General features: G+C 57.8%; 17 protein-coding genes and 2 pseudogenes. 17 read left to right on the top strand and 2 right to left on the bottom strand.

All coding sequences use genetic code 11. The features are described from left to right. The first annotated feature begins 164 nt into the window (after positions 1-164). From OMP40_RS32710 to OMP40_RS32645, 14 genes are all read left to right on the top strand, one after another. On the top strand, positions 165-1,667 hold the full coding sequence (locus OMP40_RS32710; RefSeq protein ID WP_277537519.1) for an extracellular solute-binding protein: 1,503 nt from the start codon (positions 165-167) through the stop codon (positions 1,665-1,667). A gap of 768 nt (positions 1,668-2,435) precedes the next feature. After that, complete coding sequence (locus tag OMP40_RS32705) at positions 2,436-3,614, top strand: extracellular solute-binding protein (protein ID WP_277537518.1); 1,179 nt, start codon at positions 2,436-2,438, stop codon at positions 3,612-3,614. 28 nt (positions 3,615-3,642) lie between these two features. After that, the gene (locus OMP40_RS32700; protein ID WP_277537517.1) at positions 3,643-3,918 is read left to right on the top strand and encodes a hypothetical protein; all 276 of its coding nucleotides are present in this window, start codon (positions 3,643-3,645) and stop codon (positions 3,916-3,918) included. A 163-nt stretch (positions 3,919-4,081) separates the two neighbouring features. Further along, on the top strand, positions 4,082-4,942 hold the full coding sequence (locus OMP40_RS32695; RefSeq protein WP_277537516.1) for a carbohydrate ABC transporter permease: 861 nt from the start codon (positions 4,082-4,084) through the stop codon (positions 4,940-4,942). Positions 4,943-4,954: 12 nt separating this feature from the next. Beyond that, positions 4,955-5,791, top strand: a complete 837-nt coding sequence (locus OMP40_RS32690; protein ID WP_277537515.1) for a carbohydrate ABC transporter permease — start codon at positions 4,955-4,957, stop codon at positions 5,789-5,791. Between the two features lie 19 nt (positions 5,792-5,810). Continuing rightward, positions 5,811-7,427 (top strand): hypothetical protein, encoded by a 1,617-nt coding sequence (locus tag OMP40_RS32685; protein WP_277537514.1) that lies wholly within the window; start codon positions 5,811-5,813, stop codon positions 7,425-7,427. Positions 7,428-7,464: 37 nt separating this feature from the next. Beyond that, on the top strand, positions 7,465-7,848 hold the full coding sequence (locus OMP40_RS32680; RefSeq protein ID WP_277537513.1) for a hypothetical protein: 384 nt from the start codon (positions 7,465-7,467) through the stop codon (positions 7,846-7,848). Between the two features lie 12 nt (positions 7,849-7,860). Then, positions 7,861-8,871 carry a Gfo/Idh/MocA family protein gene (locus OMP40_RS32675; protein ID WP_277538185.1) on the top strand — a complete coding sequence of 337 codons (1,011 nt, stop codon included), beginning with the start codon at positions 7,861-7,863 and terminating at the stop codon, positions 8,869-8,871. Continuing rightward, a complete protein-coding gene (locus OMP40_RS32670) occupies positions 8,853-10,415 on the top strand; it encodes a hypothetical protein (protein WP_277537512.1) in 1,563 nt (520 codons plus the stop codon). The genes OMP40_RS32675 and OMP40_RS32670 overlap by 19 nt, the downstream gene beginning before the upstream one ends. 41 nt (positions 10,416-10,456) lie before the next feature. Then, positions 10,457-11,350, top strand: a complete 894-nt coding sequence (locus OMP40_RS32665; protein WP_277537511.1) for a hypothetical protein — start codon at positions 10,457-10,459, stop codon at positions 11,348-11,350. A 7-nt stretch (positions 11,351-11,357) separates the two neighbouring features. Next, on the top strand, positions 11,358-11,525 hold the full coding sequence (locus OMP40_RS32660) for a hypothetical protein (protein WP_277537510.1): 168 nt from the start codon (positions 11,358-11,360) through the stop codon (positions 11,523-11,525). A gap of 71 nt (positions 11,526-11,596) precedes the next feature. Then, positions 11,597-12,700, top strand: coding sequence for a Gfo/Idh/MocA family protein (locus tag OMP40_RS32655; protein WP_277537509.1), 1,104 nt, complete (start codon positions 11,597-11,599; stop codon positions 12,698-12,700). A gap of 185 nt (positions 12,701-12,885) precedes the next feature. Then, the gene (locus OMP40_RS32650) at positions 12,886-13,596 is read left to right on the top strand and encodes a carbon-nitrogen hydrolase family protein (RefSeq protein WP_277537508.1); all 711 of its coding nucleotides are present in this window, start codon (positions 12,886-12,888) and stop codon (positions 13,594-13,596) included. A gap of 136 nt (positions 13,597-13,732) precedes the next feature. Next, the gene (locus tag OMP40_RS32645; protein ID WP_277537506.1) at positions 13,733-14,008 is read left to right on the top strand and encodes a DUF6171 family protein; all 276 of its coding nucleotides are present in this window, start codon (positions 13,733-13,735) and stop codon (positions 14,006-14,008) included. Positions 14,009-14,062: 54 nt separating this feature from the next. Here OMP40_RS32645 and OMP40_RS32640 read toward each other — a convergent pair. Further along, positions 14,063-15,551 (bottom strand): annotated as a pseudogene (locus OMP40_RS32640) (alpha-N-arabinofuranosidase). A gap of 136 nt (positions 15,552-15,687) precedes the next feature. Between OMP40_RS32640 and OMP40_RS32635 the strand changes: the two are divergent. Together OMP40_RS32635 and OMP40_RS32630 are read left to right on the top strand one after the other, a co-directional pair. Further along, positions 15,688-16,500 carry a helix-turn-helix domain-containing protein gene (locus tag OMP40_RS32635; RefSeq protein ID WP_277537503.1) on the top strand — a complete coding sequence of 271 codons (813 nt, stop codon included), beginning with the start codon at positions 15,688-15,690 and terminating at the stop codon, positions 16,498-16,500. 94 nt (positions 16,501-16,594) lie between these two features. Further along, entirely contained in the window at positions 16,595-17,269 is a 675-nt protein-coding gene (locus OMP40_RS32630; protein ID WP_277537501.1) for a YkoP family protein, read from the top strand. A gap of 186 nt (positions 17,270-17,455) precedes the next feature. Here OMP40_RS32630 and OMP40_RS32625 read toward each other — a convergent pair whose 3' ends face one another. Beyond that, positions 17,456-17,740 carry a hypothetical protein gene (locus OMP40_RS32625; RefSeq protein WP_277538227.1) on the bottom strand — a complete coding sequence of 95 codons (285 nt, stop codon included), beginning with the start codon at positions 17,738-17,740 and terminating at the stop codon, positions 17,456-17,458. Between OMP40_RS32625 and OMP40_RS40765 the strand changes: the two are divergent. Then, positions 17,633-18,551: pseudogene (locus OMP40_RS40765) on the top strand (GGDEF domain-containing protein). The gene OMP40_RS32625 and the pseudogene OMP40_RS40765 overlap by 108 nt on opposite strands. The last annotated feature ends 8 nt before the right edge of the window (positions 18,552-18,559 follow it).

Raw genomic sequence — 18,559 nt, 5'->3', positions numbered from 1 at the left:
ACAAGTTGTACAGCAGAATGCTTTACTTCAATGTTGTTTTCGTTTAAATTTAAGGAAAATGCTTTGGCTTTTTATTCATTAACGATGCGACTGGAGAGGTAGTGGCTCTTATGGAGGATCGCAATAAATCGGGTCGCAATAAATTTCGTTCGCGTTTGAAATTTATGATCGAGCAGCTGCGCGATCATATTATAGCCGGCACTTATAAACCCGGAGAATTTCTTCCCTCGGAGTCCGAGCTCGTCCAGCAGTACGGACTTAGCAACAAGTCCGTCAGGAAAGGGCTCGACGAGCTGGTCGCCGAAGGGTTGATCGTCAAAGTGAACCGGGTGGGCAGCAAGGTGACGGAGAAGGGCCACGAGGCGACCGTCGTTACGCTCGGGGTCAGCTCTTCGATCGAGAAGGATTTGCTTCTTTCGCGACTGCTCGACGATTTTAACGTGCTCTACCCGCATATTCGGGTGAAGATTCTGACGATTACGATGACTGATTATACGAGTCAGATCGAGAGTTATCTGGAAAATGGCTTGATCGACGTCTTTACGTTGAACAGTCTTCATTTTCAGGAGCTGGCGGAGCGCGGAGCGCTCGATATGCTTGAACCGCTGAAGACGGACAGGGAGATCTATCCGTTTCTGAACGAAGTCTTTCGCCTCGGACCGCTGCAATATGCCGCGCCCGTCGTATTTTCTCCCATCGTGCTGGCATACAACCGGGCCCATTTCAGCGAAGCGCAAGTGCCCGAGCCGGACGGCAGCTGGACCTGGGAAGATGCGCTCGAGCACGCCGAGACGCTGTCCAAGTCGGCAAGCGGAAGGCTCGGGCTGTACTTCATAATGGTGTCCGCCTTGCGCTGGCCGGTGTTCCTCATGCAGAGCGGACAAGATATCGGTCCGGACCCTAGCGGCAAGTTCAGTCTCGAAGGCAGCAAGCTGCTGGAGAGCATGCGTTTGTGCAAGCGAATCATCAAGGCGCAGGACAACTATCTCGGATTTTTGATCGAGGACAACAAAGATGTCATGGATCTGTTTAGCCAAGGGAAAGTATCGATGATGCTGGCCAGCTACATGTCTTTGAACGAGCTGAAGGAATCGCCGCTGGACTTCGATCTGTCGCCGGCCCCGTTCGTCCAGTCGCCCGCTTCGATGCTCCATGCGATCGGGGTATCGATGCGCAAGACGGATCATGTCGCTGCCAGGCTGCTGGTCGAATATATGGCTTCGCCCAGGGCGCAGGGCATCATTCGCAGAGGATCGAACAGCCTTCCGGCGGTCAGGTCGCTGAACGAATCCCGCCTCGAGGTGCCCGATTCGATCAATCGGCCGTCCCGCTATCCGCTCTACCGGGAGATTATGGCGACGTACAGCACGCGAAGCCGGTTGAACTTGTCGGCGGAGGCGTTCGACGTACTGGGCAGGCTGCTAAAAAAGATATTGGTCGGACCTGATCACCGAGCAAGAGCTGTGCGAAAAGGTCGACGAACTGCTTTCCAAAACGTAAGGAGGGAGCGATCCCTCCTTTTTTTATCGTGCCAGAACGTCGCCCCGCCGCCGAAGTCCCGGTTAGGAACAAACTGGCCTTCCTCCGCCATGGTGCGGTCGTTGAAGTCTCGGTTTGAGAGCCGCGAGCCGGATGCCGGAGGGGCGCTAAGTGTTGAAAGGCAATGAATCGGCGCGTTGATCGGGGTCGGGGAGGAAATAAGTGTCCAACCGCAGTTGTTTTGTCCAAGACATGGTCAAATCGCTCGAAAGTGGGAATTTAATTGCGCTTCAACACTTATTTGGCCCAATGAAGCCGTGATCAAAGGAAATAAATGCGTTTCAACAGCTATTTGTATCGGCCGCGATTGCGAGAACGTCAAGCCCGTCTAGACCGCAGGCCTGGCGTTGTTCAAGGTTAATTGGACAAGCCCAAGAGAAAGTTTCTGCAATTCCGCATCCACTTTGCTGAGGCTGAGGTGTTAGAAGGGCGCTAAGAAATCCTAATCCGTCGCGTATGCCGATCGCGCACAAGCGTCACTCAATCGCGCCTCGCTGGCGGGCGGCCGTGGAGGCTTTGGCGCGGCTGGTTGTGCGTTCAGGCGGTCGCGGGGCTGTCCGCCGATCGCGCACGCGCTTGTTGTAAAGACCGTCAGGGAGAGCTGCGATCTCCCCTGATGGTCTTTATTACTTTACATTTTATTCATAAAACTTGTATCTTATATAAAACTGCTGTACATAAGGAGAAATATTATTTGACAACCGGGCAAAGCGTGGGTAGAATTGGTTCATAGAAAGTAAATTAAATATACAGCAGTTTGCGCGGGTCTCGGCCATTCCGTTCAGATGGAGCGTATGCAGGAGGTGGAGAGCTCGACTGATCGCGTTTAAAACGATGCGATTGTACGAAGGCTATGTCAGTGAAATTCGTGTTACTTACTTCCAAGGAGGGTCTATATGAAATCGATTCTGAAAGCGGCTTCAGCTTCACTTGCATCGGTCGTCGTCCTTACTTCTCTTGCAGCCTGCGGCGGCAACAACACGAACGAAAATGCAGCAAGTCCGTCCGCATCGGCCGGCGCATCCGCCGGCGCTTCGGCCAGCGCCTCGGACGCCGGCAGCCAGGTTTACGAAGAGAACGGTCTGCCGAAGGACGAGAAGGTCACGCTCAAGGTCGGCTTTTTCGAAGGCGGCATGGGTCGCGCGTGGTTCGATACGGCGATGGCGTCCTTCAAAGAGAAGTTCCCGAACGTTTCCTTCGACGTGACCTATTCTCCGACGATCTCCCAGGTTACGCAGACGAAAATCGCGGCGAACGACGATAAAGATATGTTCGATCTGTTCTCGGGCAGCATACCGGGAGGCATCTCCAGCTACGTAGAAGCAGGCAAGCTGGAATCCCAGGAAGATCTGTGGGACCACAAAGCTTACGATGCCAGCGGAAAGACGCTGAAGGAAATCGCATTCGAAGGCAGCTTCGATTCGTCTCCCCGAACAAAAGGAAATACGTACGCTTTCCCGATCTCGGGCAGCGGCTCCGGTCTGATGTATAACAAATCCTTATTTGAGAAAAATGGCTGGAATGAGAACCCGAAAACGTGGAGCGAGTTTTTGAAGCTGTGCGAGGATATTAAAGCGGCCGGCCTCTTCCCGATCACGTTCCCCGGCGTTTATCCGGATTACATCACCAATGCGTTCGGCACGCCCAAGGTATATGAGCTGGCAGAGGAGAAGGGCACGCTCGACAAGGTCTACGAGGACTACCACAAGTTCAACCAGCCTTACTACCTCGCTCCCGAGAACATCGAACGCTGGAACCGGATTTACGACATGGGCAAAAAAGGGCTACTTCCCGAGCGGTCTTGCCGCGCTGAATCACACGCAGTCGCAAATGCAGGTCGTACAGGGCAAAGCGGCGATGGTGGCGACAGGCACGTGGGTCGAGAACGAAATGAAACAGTCGACGCCCGCGGACTTCAAGTGGGGCTATATGTCGGTCCCCATGGCCGAGAATGCCGACAATACGAAGTGGATCACGTTCACGCCGGGCTCGGGCTTCCTGATCTGGGCGGCCAAACCCGACCTGAACAAGAAATGGTCCAAAGAATTTATCGTATCGTTGTGGAATCTGGATAACCAAATGGAAATCGCGGAGAAGGGCGGCATGCTTCCGTTGAGAGCGGACTTTGCCGACGATGCGTCCCGACTGGCCAAGCTTCAGAGCTTGCCGAGCGCATTCCTGGCTTATATGAAGGATAACAAAGTGAAAATGGACTCCGGCGCTGCCGACGTTACGTTGACGGACCCCGCATTCGAGCAATCGACCAAGGTTATTTCCGAAGCGATAACGCAGATCGCGACCGGCAAGCAGGAGCCTCAGAAGAAGCTGCAGGAAGCTGAAGACTACCTCAAGAAGGCGATCGAGGCACAGAGCAAGTAAAAAGCATTATCCGCCGAGGAGGGGGGTCTCCCCCTCCTTTTTTATCGGCCGACCTCAAGAAAGGAGCGCTGAACCTTGACTACGCTTCGAACGGATCGTGACGGAAAAGGTCAAAAGCGAAGGAGTTTGCTGCAAAAGGCGAATGTTCAAAAATGGATCTTTTTTGACCTTTGCCATCGTGCCGACCTTTGGCGGTTACCTGCTGTTTGCGCTGTATCCCAATCTGTTGTCGATCTATTACTCGCTTCTTGATTGGAACGGCATAACGAAGCCGAAATTCATTTACTTTGAAAATTACGTTCGCCTGTTCAACGATCGCTACGTATGGCGGGCGCTCGGTCACAATTTGTTCTATATGGCTACCGTACCGATTTGCGTCATCTTGATTTCCCTGGTGCTGTCCTATCTTCTGACGAACAAAGGGTACAAGGGAACTTCCGTATTCAAAGTGCTCTTCTTCTTCCCGAACGTTCTGTCCACCGTGGTCGTCTCCTTGCTGTGGGCATTTATCTACGACGGCAGCTTCGGCCTGCTGAATGCGCTGCTGAAGGTGTTCGGCATCGACATGAACGGCTTTTATTGGCTGGGGGACACGCGGACGGCGATGTATGCGGTGCTGCCTCCGTACGTATGGGCGGGCGTCGGGCTTTATATCGTCATTTTCATGAACGCCATGACCACGATTCCCAAGTCGCTGTACGAGTCCGCCATCCTGGAAGGGGCCAGTCATATGACCCGGTTGTTCCGCATCACGATCCCGCTCATTACGCCGCTGATCCGGGTGAGCGCCATCTTCCTCGTGCTCGGAACGCTGAAAAGCCTCGATCTGGTCCTGATCCTCACGCGCGGCGGTCCGGCAGGCTCCACCGACGTCATCGGGCTGTATATGTTCAACATGGCCTTCGGGGAGCAGGTACAAAACTACGGCTACGCCTCGGCGATCGGCATGTTCCTGTTCTTCATCCTGGTCAGCGCCAAGCTGGTGGTAGACAAGCTTTTGCCGGACCGCGGCTACGAATATTAAAGGTGGTGGACCATGAAGGAACGGCGCAATATGATCGACCTGTTCTGGTGGCTGGTGCTCATCGTCTGGTCGTTAACCATTCTGTTTCCAATCGTATGGGATCTGTATGAATCGCTTAAAACGAACCCTGAGTTTTTCCAAAACGTATGGGCGTTCCCGGAAAAGCTCCAATGGGCCAATTACAAGAAGGCATGGCTTAACTACAACCTGCTGAACGCAATGCTGAACACGCTGTATTACGTCGGCGCGAGTCTGCTGATCGGCACGTTCCTGACCGCATTGAACGCCTATGCGCTCACCCGCATCGAATTCAAGGGCAGGAAATTCATCTGGGCCATGATCATGCTCTCTTTGTTCCTGCCGGGCATCAATGCGCTGATCCCGCAGTATATCCTCATGCGCGACCTGCATTTGACCAACAGTCTGACCGGCCTGATCGTGCTCAATTGCCTCGGCGAGAGCGTCTTTTTCCTCATGCTGCTCGGCGGATTCATGCGGTCGCTGCCGCGGGAGCTGGAGGAGAGCGGGACGATCGACGGCGCGTCGATCTTCAAAATGTTTATTCGCATCATTATGCCGCTCGCCATGCCGGGCATCGTCACGGTCGCCATATTCAAGTTTATCGGGCTGTACAATTCCTTTCTGGAGCCTTTCATCTATTTGAGCGATTCGGACAAATACACGATCGGCGTCAACATTTATCATGCCAATATGCTGATGCAGTACACCAACGACTGGGTGACGCTGTTCGCCGGCGTCATCATCACGATGATCCCTTCGGTATTGATCTTTATGTTTTTCCAGAGATGGATTATGGAAGGAGCCACGCTGGGCTCCGTCAAGGGGTAAGCGGACAGGAGGAATCCCGATGCTCGAAAATCAGGCAGACGCGCGCTCCGGTCATGGAAGCGGACATCGTTTCCGCGAGAGAACGCGCTTGTTCACGACGAAGGTTGTCGAAGCCGCCGGCGAATGGTACGACCGAGAAGGCACATGGACGGCCGACACCACGCCGCCTCATACGAGGGAACGATATTGGCTCGCAGGCGCGTTATATGCGGCGGGAGAAGCCGAATGGGCGAATGCGATCGCAGGCAAAGGCGAGACGGAAAGCTACGGGGACATACGGTTCAATATTTTCAATACCAACATCGCCGCCAGCCTGTTAATCGCGCACCGCGATAAGATGTCGGCTGTCGTGCGCGACGAGCTCGCGTCTCTGGTGCGGGACGGCTTTTCCTTCAAGCCGGGCAACCGCCAGCCGGACTTTCAGTTCCACGGCTACAACGACAATATGCCGGCCAAAGCGACGGCCGGTCTCATTCTGGGCGGACAACTTCTGGGCAACCGCGAAGCGGTGGACTACGGCATCTGGAATCTCAGGCAGTTCAGGGCGATGCTCGTCCGCAGCGGCATCAACAGCGAGTTCAACTCGCCTACGTATACCGGACTGACGATTCGCGCCATGGGCGAGATCGCCGAGCACGCCGAGGACGAGGAAGCGCGCGCGCTGGCGCTCGGGATCGAGCGGCGGCTTTGGATCGATCTGGCCGCCCGGTTCCATCCGGAGATGGGCGTGCTTGCAGGGCCTTATTCCCGCGCCTATACGGTAGACAACGCTGCGCACGCCAGCTGCATCTCCGGCCTGCTGTGGTTCTGTCTCGGCGACCGTGTCCATCCGTCGCCGATGCTGCTGTTCGACAAGCCGGACGACCTCGTCCTTCACCATATGGGCGACGTTCCGTTTAACGTCGCGCAGTTCTGCTGGTTCGCCGGCGGCGAGTACCATATCCCCGACACGGCCTTGCGGCTGTTCGAGGCCAAGCCGTATCCCTTCAGGGCGGTCGCTTCTTGCGAATTGGGCGCCGGCGAAGGAACGGACTTTCTGGCGCGGTCGAGCCGGATCGAGACGGCGCTGTTCCCCGATTATGCGCTCGGGACGTCCAGCGCGCCGTTCGGCAGCATGGAGCAGAACAACAGCTACTTCGTTACCTATAAGCGTAAGGAGATTGTCGACGCCTACCGGGATATCGGCACGATCTTCACGAAGCTGGTCGTCAATGACGAGGTGCCGGGGACGATCGTCCGGGCGAAGGATGGGGACCGCGAATATGCGAACGCGGGGGGAAGCCGATATTGTCCGCTCCTGCGCCAATACGTTTACGATTCAGTCCGGGTCTACGGCGCTCGTGCTCACGCATCCGCATCCCTCGTTCGACGAGACCGCGGCCCGCAAGCCGCTGTCGGCGATCAGCGAGCTGATCGTCCTGTCCGGGCACGGCGGGGGCGTAGACGAGCTGATCGTCGGCGGCGTGCCGCGGCAGGAGTGGTCCGGCGAAGTGGCGCATGGGCAGTGGATCGTATGCCGTACCGGCAGGCTGCTCTCCGCCTTCCGGCCGATGGCCTACACCCGGGACCGGCAGCCGGTGGCGATCCGTCTGGAATCGAACGGAAAGTATCAATTTATCCGCACTCATTTATATGAAGGGGAAGCGCGCAGCTTCACACGGGAAGAGCTTCGTATGATGTTCGGGGGCTTCGCGGCCGAGCATGCGAGCGTGTCGGAATACGACTCGCCGGCCGCGTTCGCGGCGGAGCTTGAGGCCGTTCAATTTACCGACTACTTCTGGACGACGCGCCGGGTCAGGTACAGACGACCTGCCGGATCGCGAAGGCAGCCGCTTGAGCTCGAGACGTCCTGGAGCCCGGGAGCCATGACCAGCCGCTTCGCCGCGATCGACGGCGCTCGCGTCGAACAGCCCGTGGCGGCCATCGATGGCGTGCCGGCCGAGGCGCTGCCGTTTTTGAACGAGCCCTTTGAGTCGATTCCTTCCTTCTTTCCCTGGGCGGATCTGACGGTGGCATGGGGAGACGTGCCGAGCGCGATCGGAGACCGCGAGCAATGAAGCAGCCCCCTTATAAGGCCTGCCATCATCGGGGCCGGCGCGATCAGCGCTCTGCATCTGCAGGCGCTGGCGGGTATGGATGAGATCGAGGCGGTCGCGATCGCCGACATCGACGGGGATCGGGCCGGGGAAGCCGCGCGCCAGCATACGATTCGCGCCTATACCGATTACCGTCTCATGGTGGAGAAGGAGAAGCCGGATATCGTCGTTATTACGCTGCCGCATCATTTGCATCGGGACTGCGCCATCTGGTGCGCGCAGAGCGGCTGCCATATTTTGTTGGAAAAGCCGATGGCGATCCGCGCCGAAGATTGCGACGAAATCATCGGCGTCGTGAACGACCGCAAGGTGAAGCTCATGGTCGGCCATACGCAGCATTATTTTGCCGAAAATATCAAAGCCAGGGAAATGATCGAAAGCGGGCAGCTCGGAAAATTGGTGATGATCAATGACGTGCGCCATGTCGATTATTATGCCGACAGCCGGCCCGGCTGGTTTTTCGAGACCGCCAAGTCAGGCGGCGGGATCGCGATGAATCTCGGCTCGCACGCCATCGACCGGATCCAATGGCTGACGGACAGCAAGATCGCGCAAGTCAAAGCGTCGGTCAGCTTTTACGGCACCCGGGGAGACATTGAAGGCAGCTTGACGGCGTTTGTCCGGACGGACAGGGGATTGCCTTGCGTCATCAGCCAGAGCGGATACGGCGGCGTGAACAGAGACGAGACGGAATTGGTTTTCACGGAGGGCATGCTGAAGCTGCGAACCGGCGCCGGGCTCTGGGTCGGCCGCTCCGGCGAATACCGTCAAGTGGAGACGATTCAGAACGAGCCGCCGTTCGTCCTTCAGTATCGCGATCTGCTGGACTGCATCCGCGCAGACGCAGTTCCCGAATGCTCGGGCGAATACAGCAAGAGCGTCGTTAGCGCGGTGCAGGCGATATACGCCTCGCACCGCAGCGGACAGGAAGTAGCTTTAAACCAGCAGCAGGGGGGGACTTTAGCGTGCTCAACAGCGACTTGATCGCCTATTTGCAGCCTTCGCCGAGCCGGTTCGACGGGACGGAATGGCGCGACGTGACCGGAAGGCTGACGGATATCGAAGCGGACGACGCACGGATTCGACTGAGGGTTTCTTTGCCTCCGGGGTTATATCGATGCAAGCTGCAGACGCTGAACGGCGCTTTTGATATGGATACGGCGATGATCCCGATGGTGCGGGTGCCCGACGGCAAGCTCGATCCTGTCGGTCCGTGGGATTTCGACCATCTGACCGGCGTCATGGCGATGCCGATGGCCAGAACGTTCGTGAACGGCAGGCGGATAGGCGGCATGTGGTTCGACATGCCCGGTCCGGAAGATATCGAGAACAGCAGGCTGAATGCCGATTTTGGCTTTGAAGCCGAAGACGGCGAGACCGAGCTCGTGCTTGAATTCGTCGAGCGCGACCGTTCTCGGATCGATTGGCGGCGCATCAAGTTCATCGAGATCCGAAAGGACGACCGCGCGCCGCGCGAGCTGGCCCCTGCGGAAAAGGGGCATCCGCGCGTTTTCGTGAATTCGGACGAAGCGGAGCGGCTGCGTGATCGATTGGCGGACAGCCCTTCATTTCGCGCGATCGTCGACCGGATTAAGTACGGAGCGCCCGGCAGCTCCGAGTTCGACCTTGTCTGCCTGGCCTATCTGGTGACGAAGGACCGGGACATCGGCGAGATCGTCCGATCCAAAGTTAACGAGCTGTGCCGGATGGCAACCTGGTCGGGAAAAGCGGACCCGCTCGTCATGGGCGGAGAGAACGACCGCGGCATCGCTCTGAAGCTGTATGCGATCGGACTCGCGCGGGACTGGTGCGCCGAGCTGTTCGACGCGGAAGAGCGGTCGCGCATGAAGGAAAAGGTCGGGACTTATATTCGCAAATTGTACGACTTTACCGTTCTGCAGCGCGCCTATATGGGCTGTCCGACGCCGGAGCCGCATTCGCTCGGCACGTGGAACGGCACGGCGATCGCGTGCATGGCTTTCTATGACGACCTTGAAGAAGCCCGGAAGGCCCTTCCGTTTTTCCACGGGCTGTTTACCGAGAGCCTTCGCTTATTCCCGCAAGACGGTAAAAACGTTTGGGTCACCTACTTCCCCTTCCATTTGATCCGTTATTTGGCTGCCGCGCATACGTTCGGCGGACAGCGTCCTGAGCTTGACCGGAGCTCCTTCCTGGATCGTCTCGGCCACGCGATGCTGGCCTGCTTCAATGCGCCCAACAGCCAGGAGATGCAGCGGGGCCTGCGAACGAGGGAGCATCGCTTTCTGTCGGCGTATTTGAGCCGGTTCCATCCGACGCCGGAGATCGATTCGATCTATCGGACCTTCGTGGACCAGGAGCGGAAAACGGCGGGAGACGTCGACCTGGGCCTGTTCGATCTGCTGTACGCGCCTCGGCAGGAAGGCCCGGCTGCGTCGTATCCGAAGCGGCCTTTTTTATGCCAAGGACATCGGCATGATCACGTTCGCATCCGGGGGGGCCGATCGCCGGTTCGTTTACCGCCGGACTTAAAGCGGGCCGTTCCGTAAGCTTTAACATCCAGTCGCACAATCGCGAATTTCCGCCGTCCATGGGAGGCATCCAACTGACCGTCGACGGCAGTCCGGTTCTGGTGGACATCGGTTCCTACGGACTGGACAGCTCGCTATGCAACGCAATGTGCTTCGACGACGGAGGCTGCTATACGCAAGGCCAGTATTTGAACGGAAATGTCGGACCGGAGAAAAGCTCTTATATCCGCCGAAGCCTGATCGGCGAACGGTTCATTTATGCGCATGCCGTCATTACGAGCGAGATTCATCCCAAGCATGAGGTGAAGCAGGCCGAGCGGATCGTCGTCGCGGACCGGCATACGGGCGCCATCCTTGTATCCGATTCGTTCGAAGGCCATCGTCCCCTTCGTTTCGCGACGCATCTGCATTGCTCGGGTTCCGTTACAGATCTCGGCGCGGGCAGCTACCGGCTTACGGGCGGGCAAGCCAACCTTATCGCCGGCATCAAGGACGGGGACAAAGGTCTCAGCGACGACGAGAAAGGCGAAATATTCGTCGCCGTACTGGGCGGGAATAATGAGCTTGACGTTAAAATCGAGGAGCCGGTATGGCATCCGACTTATATATACGGCTTGAACGGCAATCCCGACGAACAGGACATTCGCTTCGGCCGGTTTCCGCATTACAAACGCTGGCGCCTGGCATATCCCTCGCAGGTCGAGCGGGGCGCCTTCCTCTTCGCCATTACGTCGACGCCGGGCGAGATCTCGGCGGAAGCAGGCCGGGAGGGCCGGGAAGGCGCCGTTTCGTTTGCGGGCGGAGCCAGCGTGGTGTTCGGAAGCGGGGGGGATCGTGAAGCTGCAGGATTGCGAAGTTCTGGCGGAAGCGATCGTCTCGGACCCGGAAAGTCGTCGACTGACGGCGATCGGCTTGCGGCAATTGAGGGCGAGGGAATGCGAAGCGGTTTTTAATCGACCGGTGGACATCGAACTGAAGCTTGACGAAAACGGGCTTCAGGGGACGGTTTTTGCGTCAACGAACGATTGCATGGCGTCGGCTGCGGGTTTGGATATCGGCGACTGGACGCACGATCCGTTGAACCCCGTCAGCCACAGTCCATGGCAAGCCTTCCTTCGAAGCGTCTGATCCGTCTCGGGGATTTCGCGGACGAACCGCCGCAGAATATTACATGCTCTGTAAAATGGGAGAGATCAACGTTGCGAAATTTGAGAGCCGGACTGATCGGTTGCGGTCAAAACGGTAAAATTCATGCGGAATGCATCCGTCAGCTCGACGGTATGGATATGGTCGCGTATTGCGACGTCAACGAGGCTAACGCCCGCAGCTTGCTTGCGGAATTCGGCGGCGACTATGCGACGGCGGACGCCGACCGGCTGTTCGCCGACGAATCGATCGATGCGATCTATATATCGACCATGCACAATTCGCATGCCGATTATTGCATCAGAGCGCTCGCGGCGGGCAAGCATGTGTTCGTGGAGAAGCCGCTGGCAATGAACGTTGAAGACTGCCTGCGCATCGACGAGGCCGTCAGACGAAGCGGGAAAAAGGTCATGACGGCGTTCAAAATGCGTTATTATGATATGCTGTTAAAAGCGAAAGAGCTGATCCCGGAGCCGCTGCTCGTCAGCATGCAGATGATGGACGACAAGTGGCCTGCGGACATATGGGCGAACGATCCGACGTTCGGGGGCGGCAATGTGCTGTCGCAAGGCTGTCATTCGGCCGACATCATGCGGTTTATGGTCGGCAAGGACCCGATCGACGTATACGCGTCCGGGGCGAATTTTTACCAGCCGAACGCGGTGGTGGACAATATCGCCGCGATATTCCGCTTCGACGGCCATGTGACCGGCAATTTGATCCAGGGCGATTCCAACTGTCCGCCCTTCGTCAGCAAGTTTTATATGCAGCTGTTCGCGGAGAACAAATCCATTACGATATCCGACCGCTTGACGACGCTGACTTACAGCGAGGAAGGCAAGGAGACGATCGTGTATCGCGGCAAGGAAACCGGCATTCTCGAGGAGAACAAAGCGTTCATCGAAAGTCTGAGACAGGATGCGGAGCCGCCGATCAACCATATGGACGGACTGTACGCGACGCTGATGATCCTGCAGGCGGTAAAGTCCGTAAAAAAGCGGCATGCCGGAGCCGATTCGCGCGCTGATTCAAAGCGGGCAGGCCGCCCTGCGGTAAGCGATCGCGCCGGCCGCTTGAAGCTTGGGGGCGAAGGGAGCTCAAACGATGAGCAATTATGTAAAGATCAGCACGATCGGCGGCCGGGAGTTCAACGTTGACGAGCGGCTGGCGCCGCAGGAGATCGTCGAACGCATGATTCGTTATTGGCAGGAAAAGCTGGATCGGGTGCTGCCCGACCGCCCGGATTTGATCGTGCTGCCTGAATTTTGCGACATTCCCTTTAACGTGTTTTTGTCGCCTGCCCGCACGCATGAATATTGCGAAGTCCGGGGGGGACCGGATTTTGCGCTTTTTTTCCGATATCGCCCGGGAGCGCCGCTGTTATATCGCGTATCCGACGCTGCGGCTGCAGGAAGACCGATCGTGGCGGAATTCGGTCGCGCTGATCGATCGGAACGGCGATCTCGCGGGCGAATACGCCAAAAACCATCTGACGCTCGGGGAGATCGAGGATTACGGCGTCGCTTGCGGCACCGAGGCGCCGGTATTCGACTGCGACTTCGGGAAGGTCGCGTGCGCGATCTGCTTCGATCTTAATTTTGACCGGCTGCGCCTGCAATACGTGGAAGCGAAGCCCGATCTTATTCTTTTTCCTTCGATGTATCATGGCGGCCTGATGCAGCCGTATTGGGCGTATTCCTGCCGGTCCCATTTTGTAGGCGCCATCGGAGGCGGCCAGCCGAGCGCCGTGCTGTCCCCGGTCGGGGAGGTGCTGGCATCGAGCACCAACTATTTCGATTATGCCACGACGACCGTCAATCTCGACTGCGCGGTCGTGCATCTCGATTACAACATGGCCAAGCTCGCGCCGCTCAAGGCGAAATACGGATCAAAAGTAAAAATCGCCGATCCCGGTTACTTGGGCTCCGTCCTCATATCCTGCGAAACGGACGAATGTACGGTTTTGGACATGATCGAAGCATTCCATATTGAGCGTCTCGACGACTATCTGGAGCGCGCTTTGAACGGGCGGCATCCCGGCGGTGCAAAATAGGGGCGATCGTTAAGTTTCGGAATAGAGGTGTATCGGTCAGTTTTTTTGAGCAGTCCGGTGAATGGCGCGCGAAGGCGGGTCGGGCTATCATGAAGGAACGACGCATGGACATTTCCTTGGAAAGGTCGTGAACTTCATGAGCGCAAACAGGGCGGAAGCCTGCAAAGGCTGCACGTCGAGCGTACAGGTGACGGACGCGCAGATCGAGCGCCTGCTGTCCAGGATCAAGCCGGAAGACCGTATCGACGACGACCGCTATAAAATGAGGCTGGAAGCGTGCGCAAGCTGCGAAAGTCTGGCCTACGGCACGACCTGCATGCATTGCGGATGCCTGGTGCGCTTGCGGGCCAGTCTAAAAGCGGAGCGTTGCCCGCATCCGTTGTCCCAAGTCCGTCCGAAGTGGCCCGCGTAGCGGTTTGAACAAAAGGCTCCATGCGCCTCTGCGGCGCATGGAGCCTTTTGTTGTTTATGGACGAGGCTTGAAGCTGATCGTCGCCACCGATGCGGCGGGCAGGGGAACCAGGTAGGCTTGGCCGTCCTGCTTGACGCCCGTCAGCGGCTTCGTCTCGACGCGATCCGGCGCATCGAACGTATTGTGCGCGTTCATGCCTTCTCCGGTGAGCACAAGGGCTTCAAGGTCGAACCCGCCGTCGGACCCGCGAAGTTCAAGTCTGAGCTCTGCCGCCTCCGAAGGATGCATATTGAAGAGGCTGACGTGCACGACGCCGTCCTTCCTGGATGCCGTCGCGCCTACATGCGGCAGCGGTTTGCCGTCACCCGAGCCGAAGCTTCCGAATTCGCCGTGCAGGGCGAGCGCTTCCGCATCCTGATGGACCGCGTACATTTTCAGCACATGATAGGTCGGCGTTCGCAGCATCCGGTCGCCTTCGGTCAGCACGACGGCCTGGAGGACGTTGACGAGCTGCGCGATGTTCGCCATCTGGACGCGCTGACAGTGCTTGTGGAAAATATGGAGATGCGTTGCCGCGACGAGCGCGTCCCGCATCGTGTTTTGCTGGTACAAAAAAGCCCGGATTCGTTCCCGGCTCGACGTCGAGCCAGGTGCCCCACTCGTCGACGATCAGGCCGACGCGGCGCTCGGGATCGTATTGATCCATGATCGTCCCGTGCCGGGTGAGCAGTTCGTCCGCATGTTGCGCCTTGCGCATCGTATTCACCCAGTCGGACGTATCGAATGCCGTCGCCGAGCCTTTTTCCTGCCAGCTGCCGGGCACCGTGTAGTAGTGCACGCTCAGCCCGTCCATTTGACCGGCCGCCTTCTGCATCAGCACTTCCGTCCAGCGGTAATCGTCCGAGTTGGCGCCGCCGGCGATCTTGTACAGCTTGTTGTCCCCGTATTGCCTGCAGTACGTCTGGAACTGCCGGTACAGATCGGCGTAATATTCGGGCAGCATATTGCCGCCGCAGCCCCAATTTTCATTGCCGACGCCGAAGTACTTGAGCTTCCAGGGCTTATCGCGCCCGTTCTGCCTGCGAAGATTGGCGAGCGGCGACTCGCCTTCGAACGTCATATACTCGAGCCATTCGGACATCTCTTGCGCGCTGCCGCTGCCCACGTTGCCGCAAATATAAGGCTCGGCGCCGATCAGCTCGCAAAGGCGGAAAAACTCGTGCGTGCCGAAATGGTTGTTTTCCACGACGCCGCCCCAATGCGTATTGATCATACGCTTGCGGGTCTCGCGCGGACCGATGCCGTCGCGCCAGTGATATTCGTCGGCGAAGCAGCCGCCCGGCCAGCGCAGAACGGGAACCTTGAGCTCGCGCAGCGCCTCGAGCACGTCGTTGCGGATGCCGTCCGTATTCGGAATCGATGCGTCTTCTCCGACCCACAAGCCTTCGTAAATGCATCGTCCGAGATGCTCCGAAAAGTGACCGTAAATATTTTTGTTGATCGTACCCGTTGTCCAGTCGGTATGCACGATAGCCTTAAGCATGCGAATTCTCCCTCCAAAATGACGATTGCATGAGCGATGAACGCGTTTTCAGCTTCATTATAGAGGCTTGAGAAGGTTCGAACCATCCATTATAATATTCAAAAAACTGACTGATCGTGCTCCGGGAGGGATCGCTTTGCTGGAACTGGTAAGCTGCGGCTATCATCATGTTCATCCGGACGGGATCACGATCGACAGGCCGAGAGGCGCGGGGAACTACGCCTTCGTTTTTTTCAAGAGCCGTTCCGAGGTCATCGTCCGCGGCCGTTCGGCGGTCGTCGAACCGGGCGCCCATATCATCTTCGGGCCGGATACGCCGCATCTGTACCGGGAGCTTGAGCGTCCGTTCGCGAACGATTGGTTCCACTGCGTCGGCGAAGAGATGGGCGCGCTGCTGGACGAGCTCGGCTATCCGTTGGACGAGCCGGTCAAGGCCGTCGACGCGCTGCAGATCTCGCGGGGCGTCATCGAGCTGCGGCGCGTTCAGAGCAACGGGGGCCGATTGGCAGGCCGGATTCTGGATCTGGAGCTTCGCGGATTCCTGATGAAGCTGGCGAACGCGACGCAGGCTGCGCCGCTTCCGGACAAGGTCAGCGGCTATTACGGCGCTTTCGTGGACCTGCGGAGCTCGCTTTATAACGCGCCGCACGAGCGGACGACCGTCGAGGCGCTGGCTGCCCGGGTCAATTTGAGCAAATCGTATTTTCAGCACTCGTACAAGCAGTTTTTCGGCGTGCCCGTCATGACGGACATGATCGCGGCCCGGCTCGAATACGCCAAATATTTGTTGAAAAACAGCAGGCTGTCCGTCTCCGAGGTATCGGGTCTGTGCGGCTACGACAACGATACGCACTTTATGCGCCAATTCAAAAAATACGTCCGCGTCACGCCCAAGCGCTATCGCGATGCGCGCGATTCCGACCGCGGTCCAGGTCAGATCACGACCTGAGCAGGGCAACCGTTCACGACGCGAGACGATGGGAGAGCCTCCTTGCCGCGGCTACAATGATAGAGACAGAGCCAAGGCAAAGGGAGGAATCGGGATGATAGGCAGTTCGCGGCTCCGGGCGGCCGCCCCCGTCGGCGAGGCTGAAGCGGGCGCGCGGTTTACGGTTCGGCAGAAGGCATGGCTGATTTGGGAAAAGGTCGTCTGGGTAGGCATGGAGTGGCGCAGCGAGGGCAAGCTGGACTACGGGATATGCAAGCTGCTGATCAAGCGGCATGCCGGGGAAGCGATCGTCTGCGCGGACGGCACGCGGATCGAAGCCGGCGACCGGGTCGGCGAACTGCACCTGGACAACCGTCGGATGCTGGAGATGTCCGGCACGGTAGGCGCGGACCGGGCCGCGCTGAAGACCGCCCGTCTGGCTCGCGCATCGTTAAGAAGAATCGCCGAAGCGATGGAGGGAGACCCGAGACTGGCAGAGGTGAAGGGCCTGCTCGGCACGACGCTGCTTCATCGCGGACTCGTGCACGGACTGGGATTCGAGTGCAGGCCGCTGCCCTCGCGTTCGCTGGAGCGGTGGACCGCCGTCTATTTGCAGACGCTGCTCAGGTTCCTTCATCCTGCGGGCCGGCTCCGAACGCAAGGAAGCAAAGCCAAGCTGGTTCCGATGCAGCTCATTCATTCGCGGCAATCGCTCAAGCGTTCGATGGGGGGGATTCAAGCCCGCCGCTTCGTGAACGAGCGATCCGACCACGTCCGTAATGTTCCATGAACCTCTGCTTCCGCAGCCTGACCGCGCCTCTTGCGTCGTCAGGTTTTTTTTACATAAATATTTGAATCCGTCGGAAGGGGGGCGCGGGAAAAATGTCGAACTATGTAATGTTCGTTGTATGGCAACTAGACCCGGTAAGCGTGGTGTAAAATGAAAAGCAAGCTCAATCGTTTTTTTTCAGACCCCTCATTCGCGGCCATCGAAAGGCGGCGCCAGTACAAGTACGCGCGCGGATTCGTCTGGACCTACTGGTCGGTCATCGGCGCACATTTCCTGGCCCAGCTTTTCGCGTTTCATTTCCTCCCTTACGAGGCCGCCGCGCATGATTTTTATTTGCGCATATTGCTCTATCCCACTTTGCTCATGTGCGGCATTACCGCCGCTGCCCATGCGATACTCGTCAAAGCCGAACGCTTCTCGTTTTTTTCCATTTTCGCGGCCGGCACGATGATCTCGATGATCATCGTTCATTTAAACATGGACGTTCGGATTATCGCGGCGGTCATGCTGCTGCCGATTTTTGCCTCTACGCTCTTCTTTCGGCTGAGCTTGACGTGGTTTACCGCGGCGCTGCAAATCGTCGGCTTTTGCGTCCTGTACCGGTGGGATTTCTGGTTTCGCTCGTACATGAGCGATTTCGATCTGCTTGCGATCGTGCTGTTTTTCGCGCTCAGCACCGTCGCCGCCAGCTTTATCATCGTCAGCGGGCGCGACCTCGCGTTCGATCTCGAAGCGGCGATGCTCGCCCAGCAGCAGCTGCTGGTCGAAAAAACGGTCATGTCCCAGCGCTCCAAAACGGATGCGTTGACGAATTTGTACAACCATATGTCCTTCCACGAATTTTACGACAAGGCGATCGAATTCGCGGACCGGGGCGCGCCCTTTCATCTCGCCTTGATCGACATCGACAACTTCAAGTCGGTCAACGATACGTTCGGCCACCGCGTGGGCGACACGATATTGGCGACCGTCGCGCGCGTCATCAAGGATCGGATATCCCCCCGCCGACATCGCTTCCCGATACGGCGGCGAGGAATTCGCCTTGCTGCTGTTCGAGCAATCGTTCGAAGAAGCCTATGCGCTGGTCGACGGCATCCGGGCGGAGCTGGCCAAGTCGCCTCATCCCGAATTGGACGGCAGAGCCGTGACCGTGAGCGTCGGGCTTAAGAGCTATTCGAACGCGTTTTCCAAGGAAAAGCTGTTCGAGGACGCGGATGCGCTGCTGTATGAAGCGAAGCGGACCGGGAAAAACAAAGTCGCGTCCGGGACGTTAACCGTCTGACCGGGCGC

The sequence above is a fragment of the Cohnella rhizosphaerae genome (assembly GCF_029525575.1).
In the GTDB taxonomy this organism is placed as follows: Bacteria; Bacillota; Bacilli; order Paenibacillales; family Paenibacillaceae; genus Cohnella; species Cohnella rhizosphaerae.
Note: the sequence above shows the minus strand (reverse complement) of the source record. Positions and strands in the feature narration are given on the sequence as shown.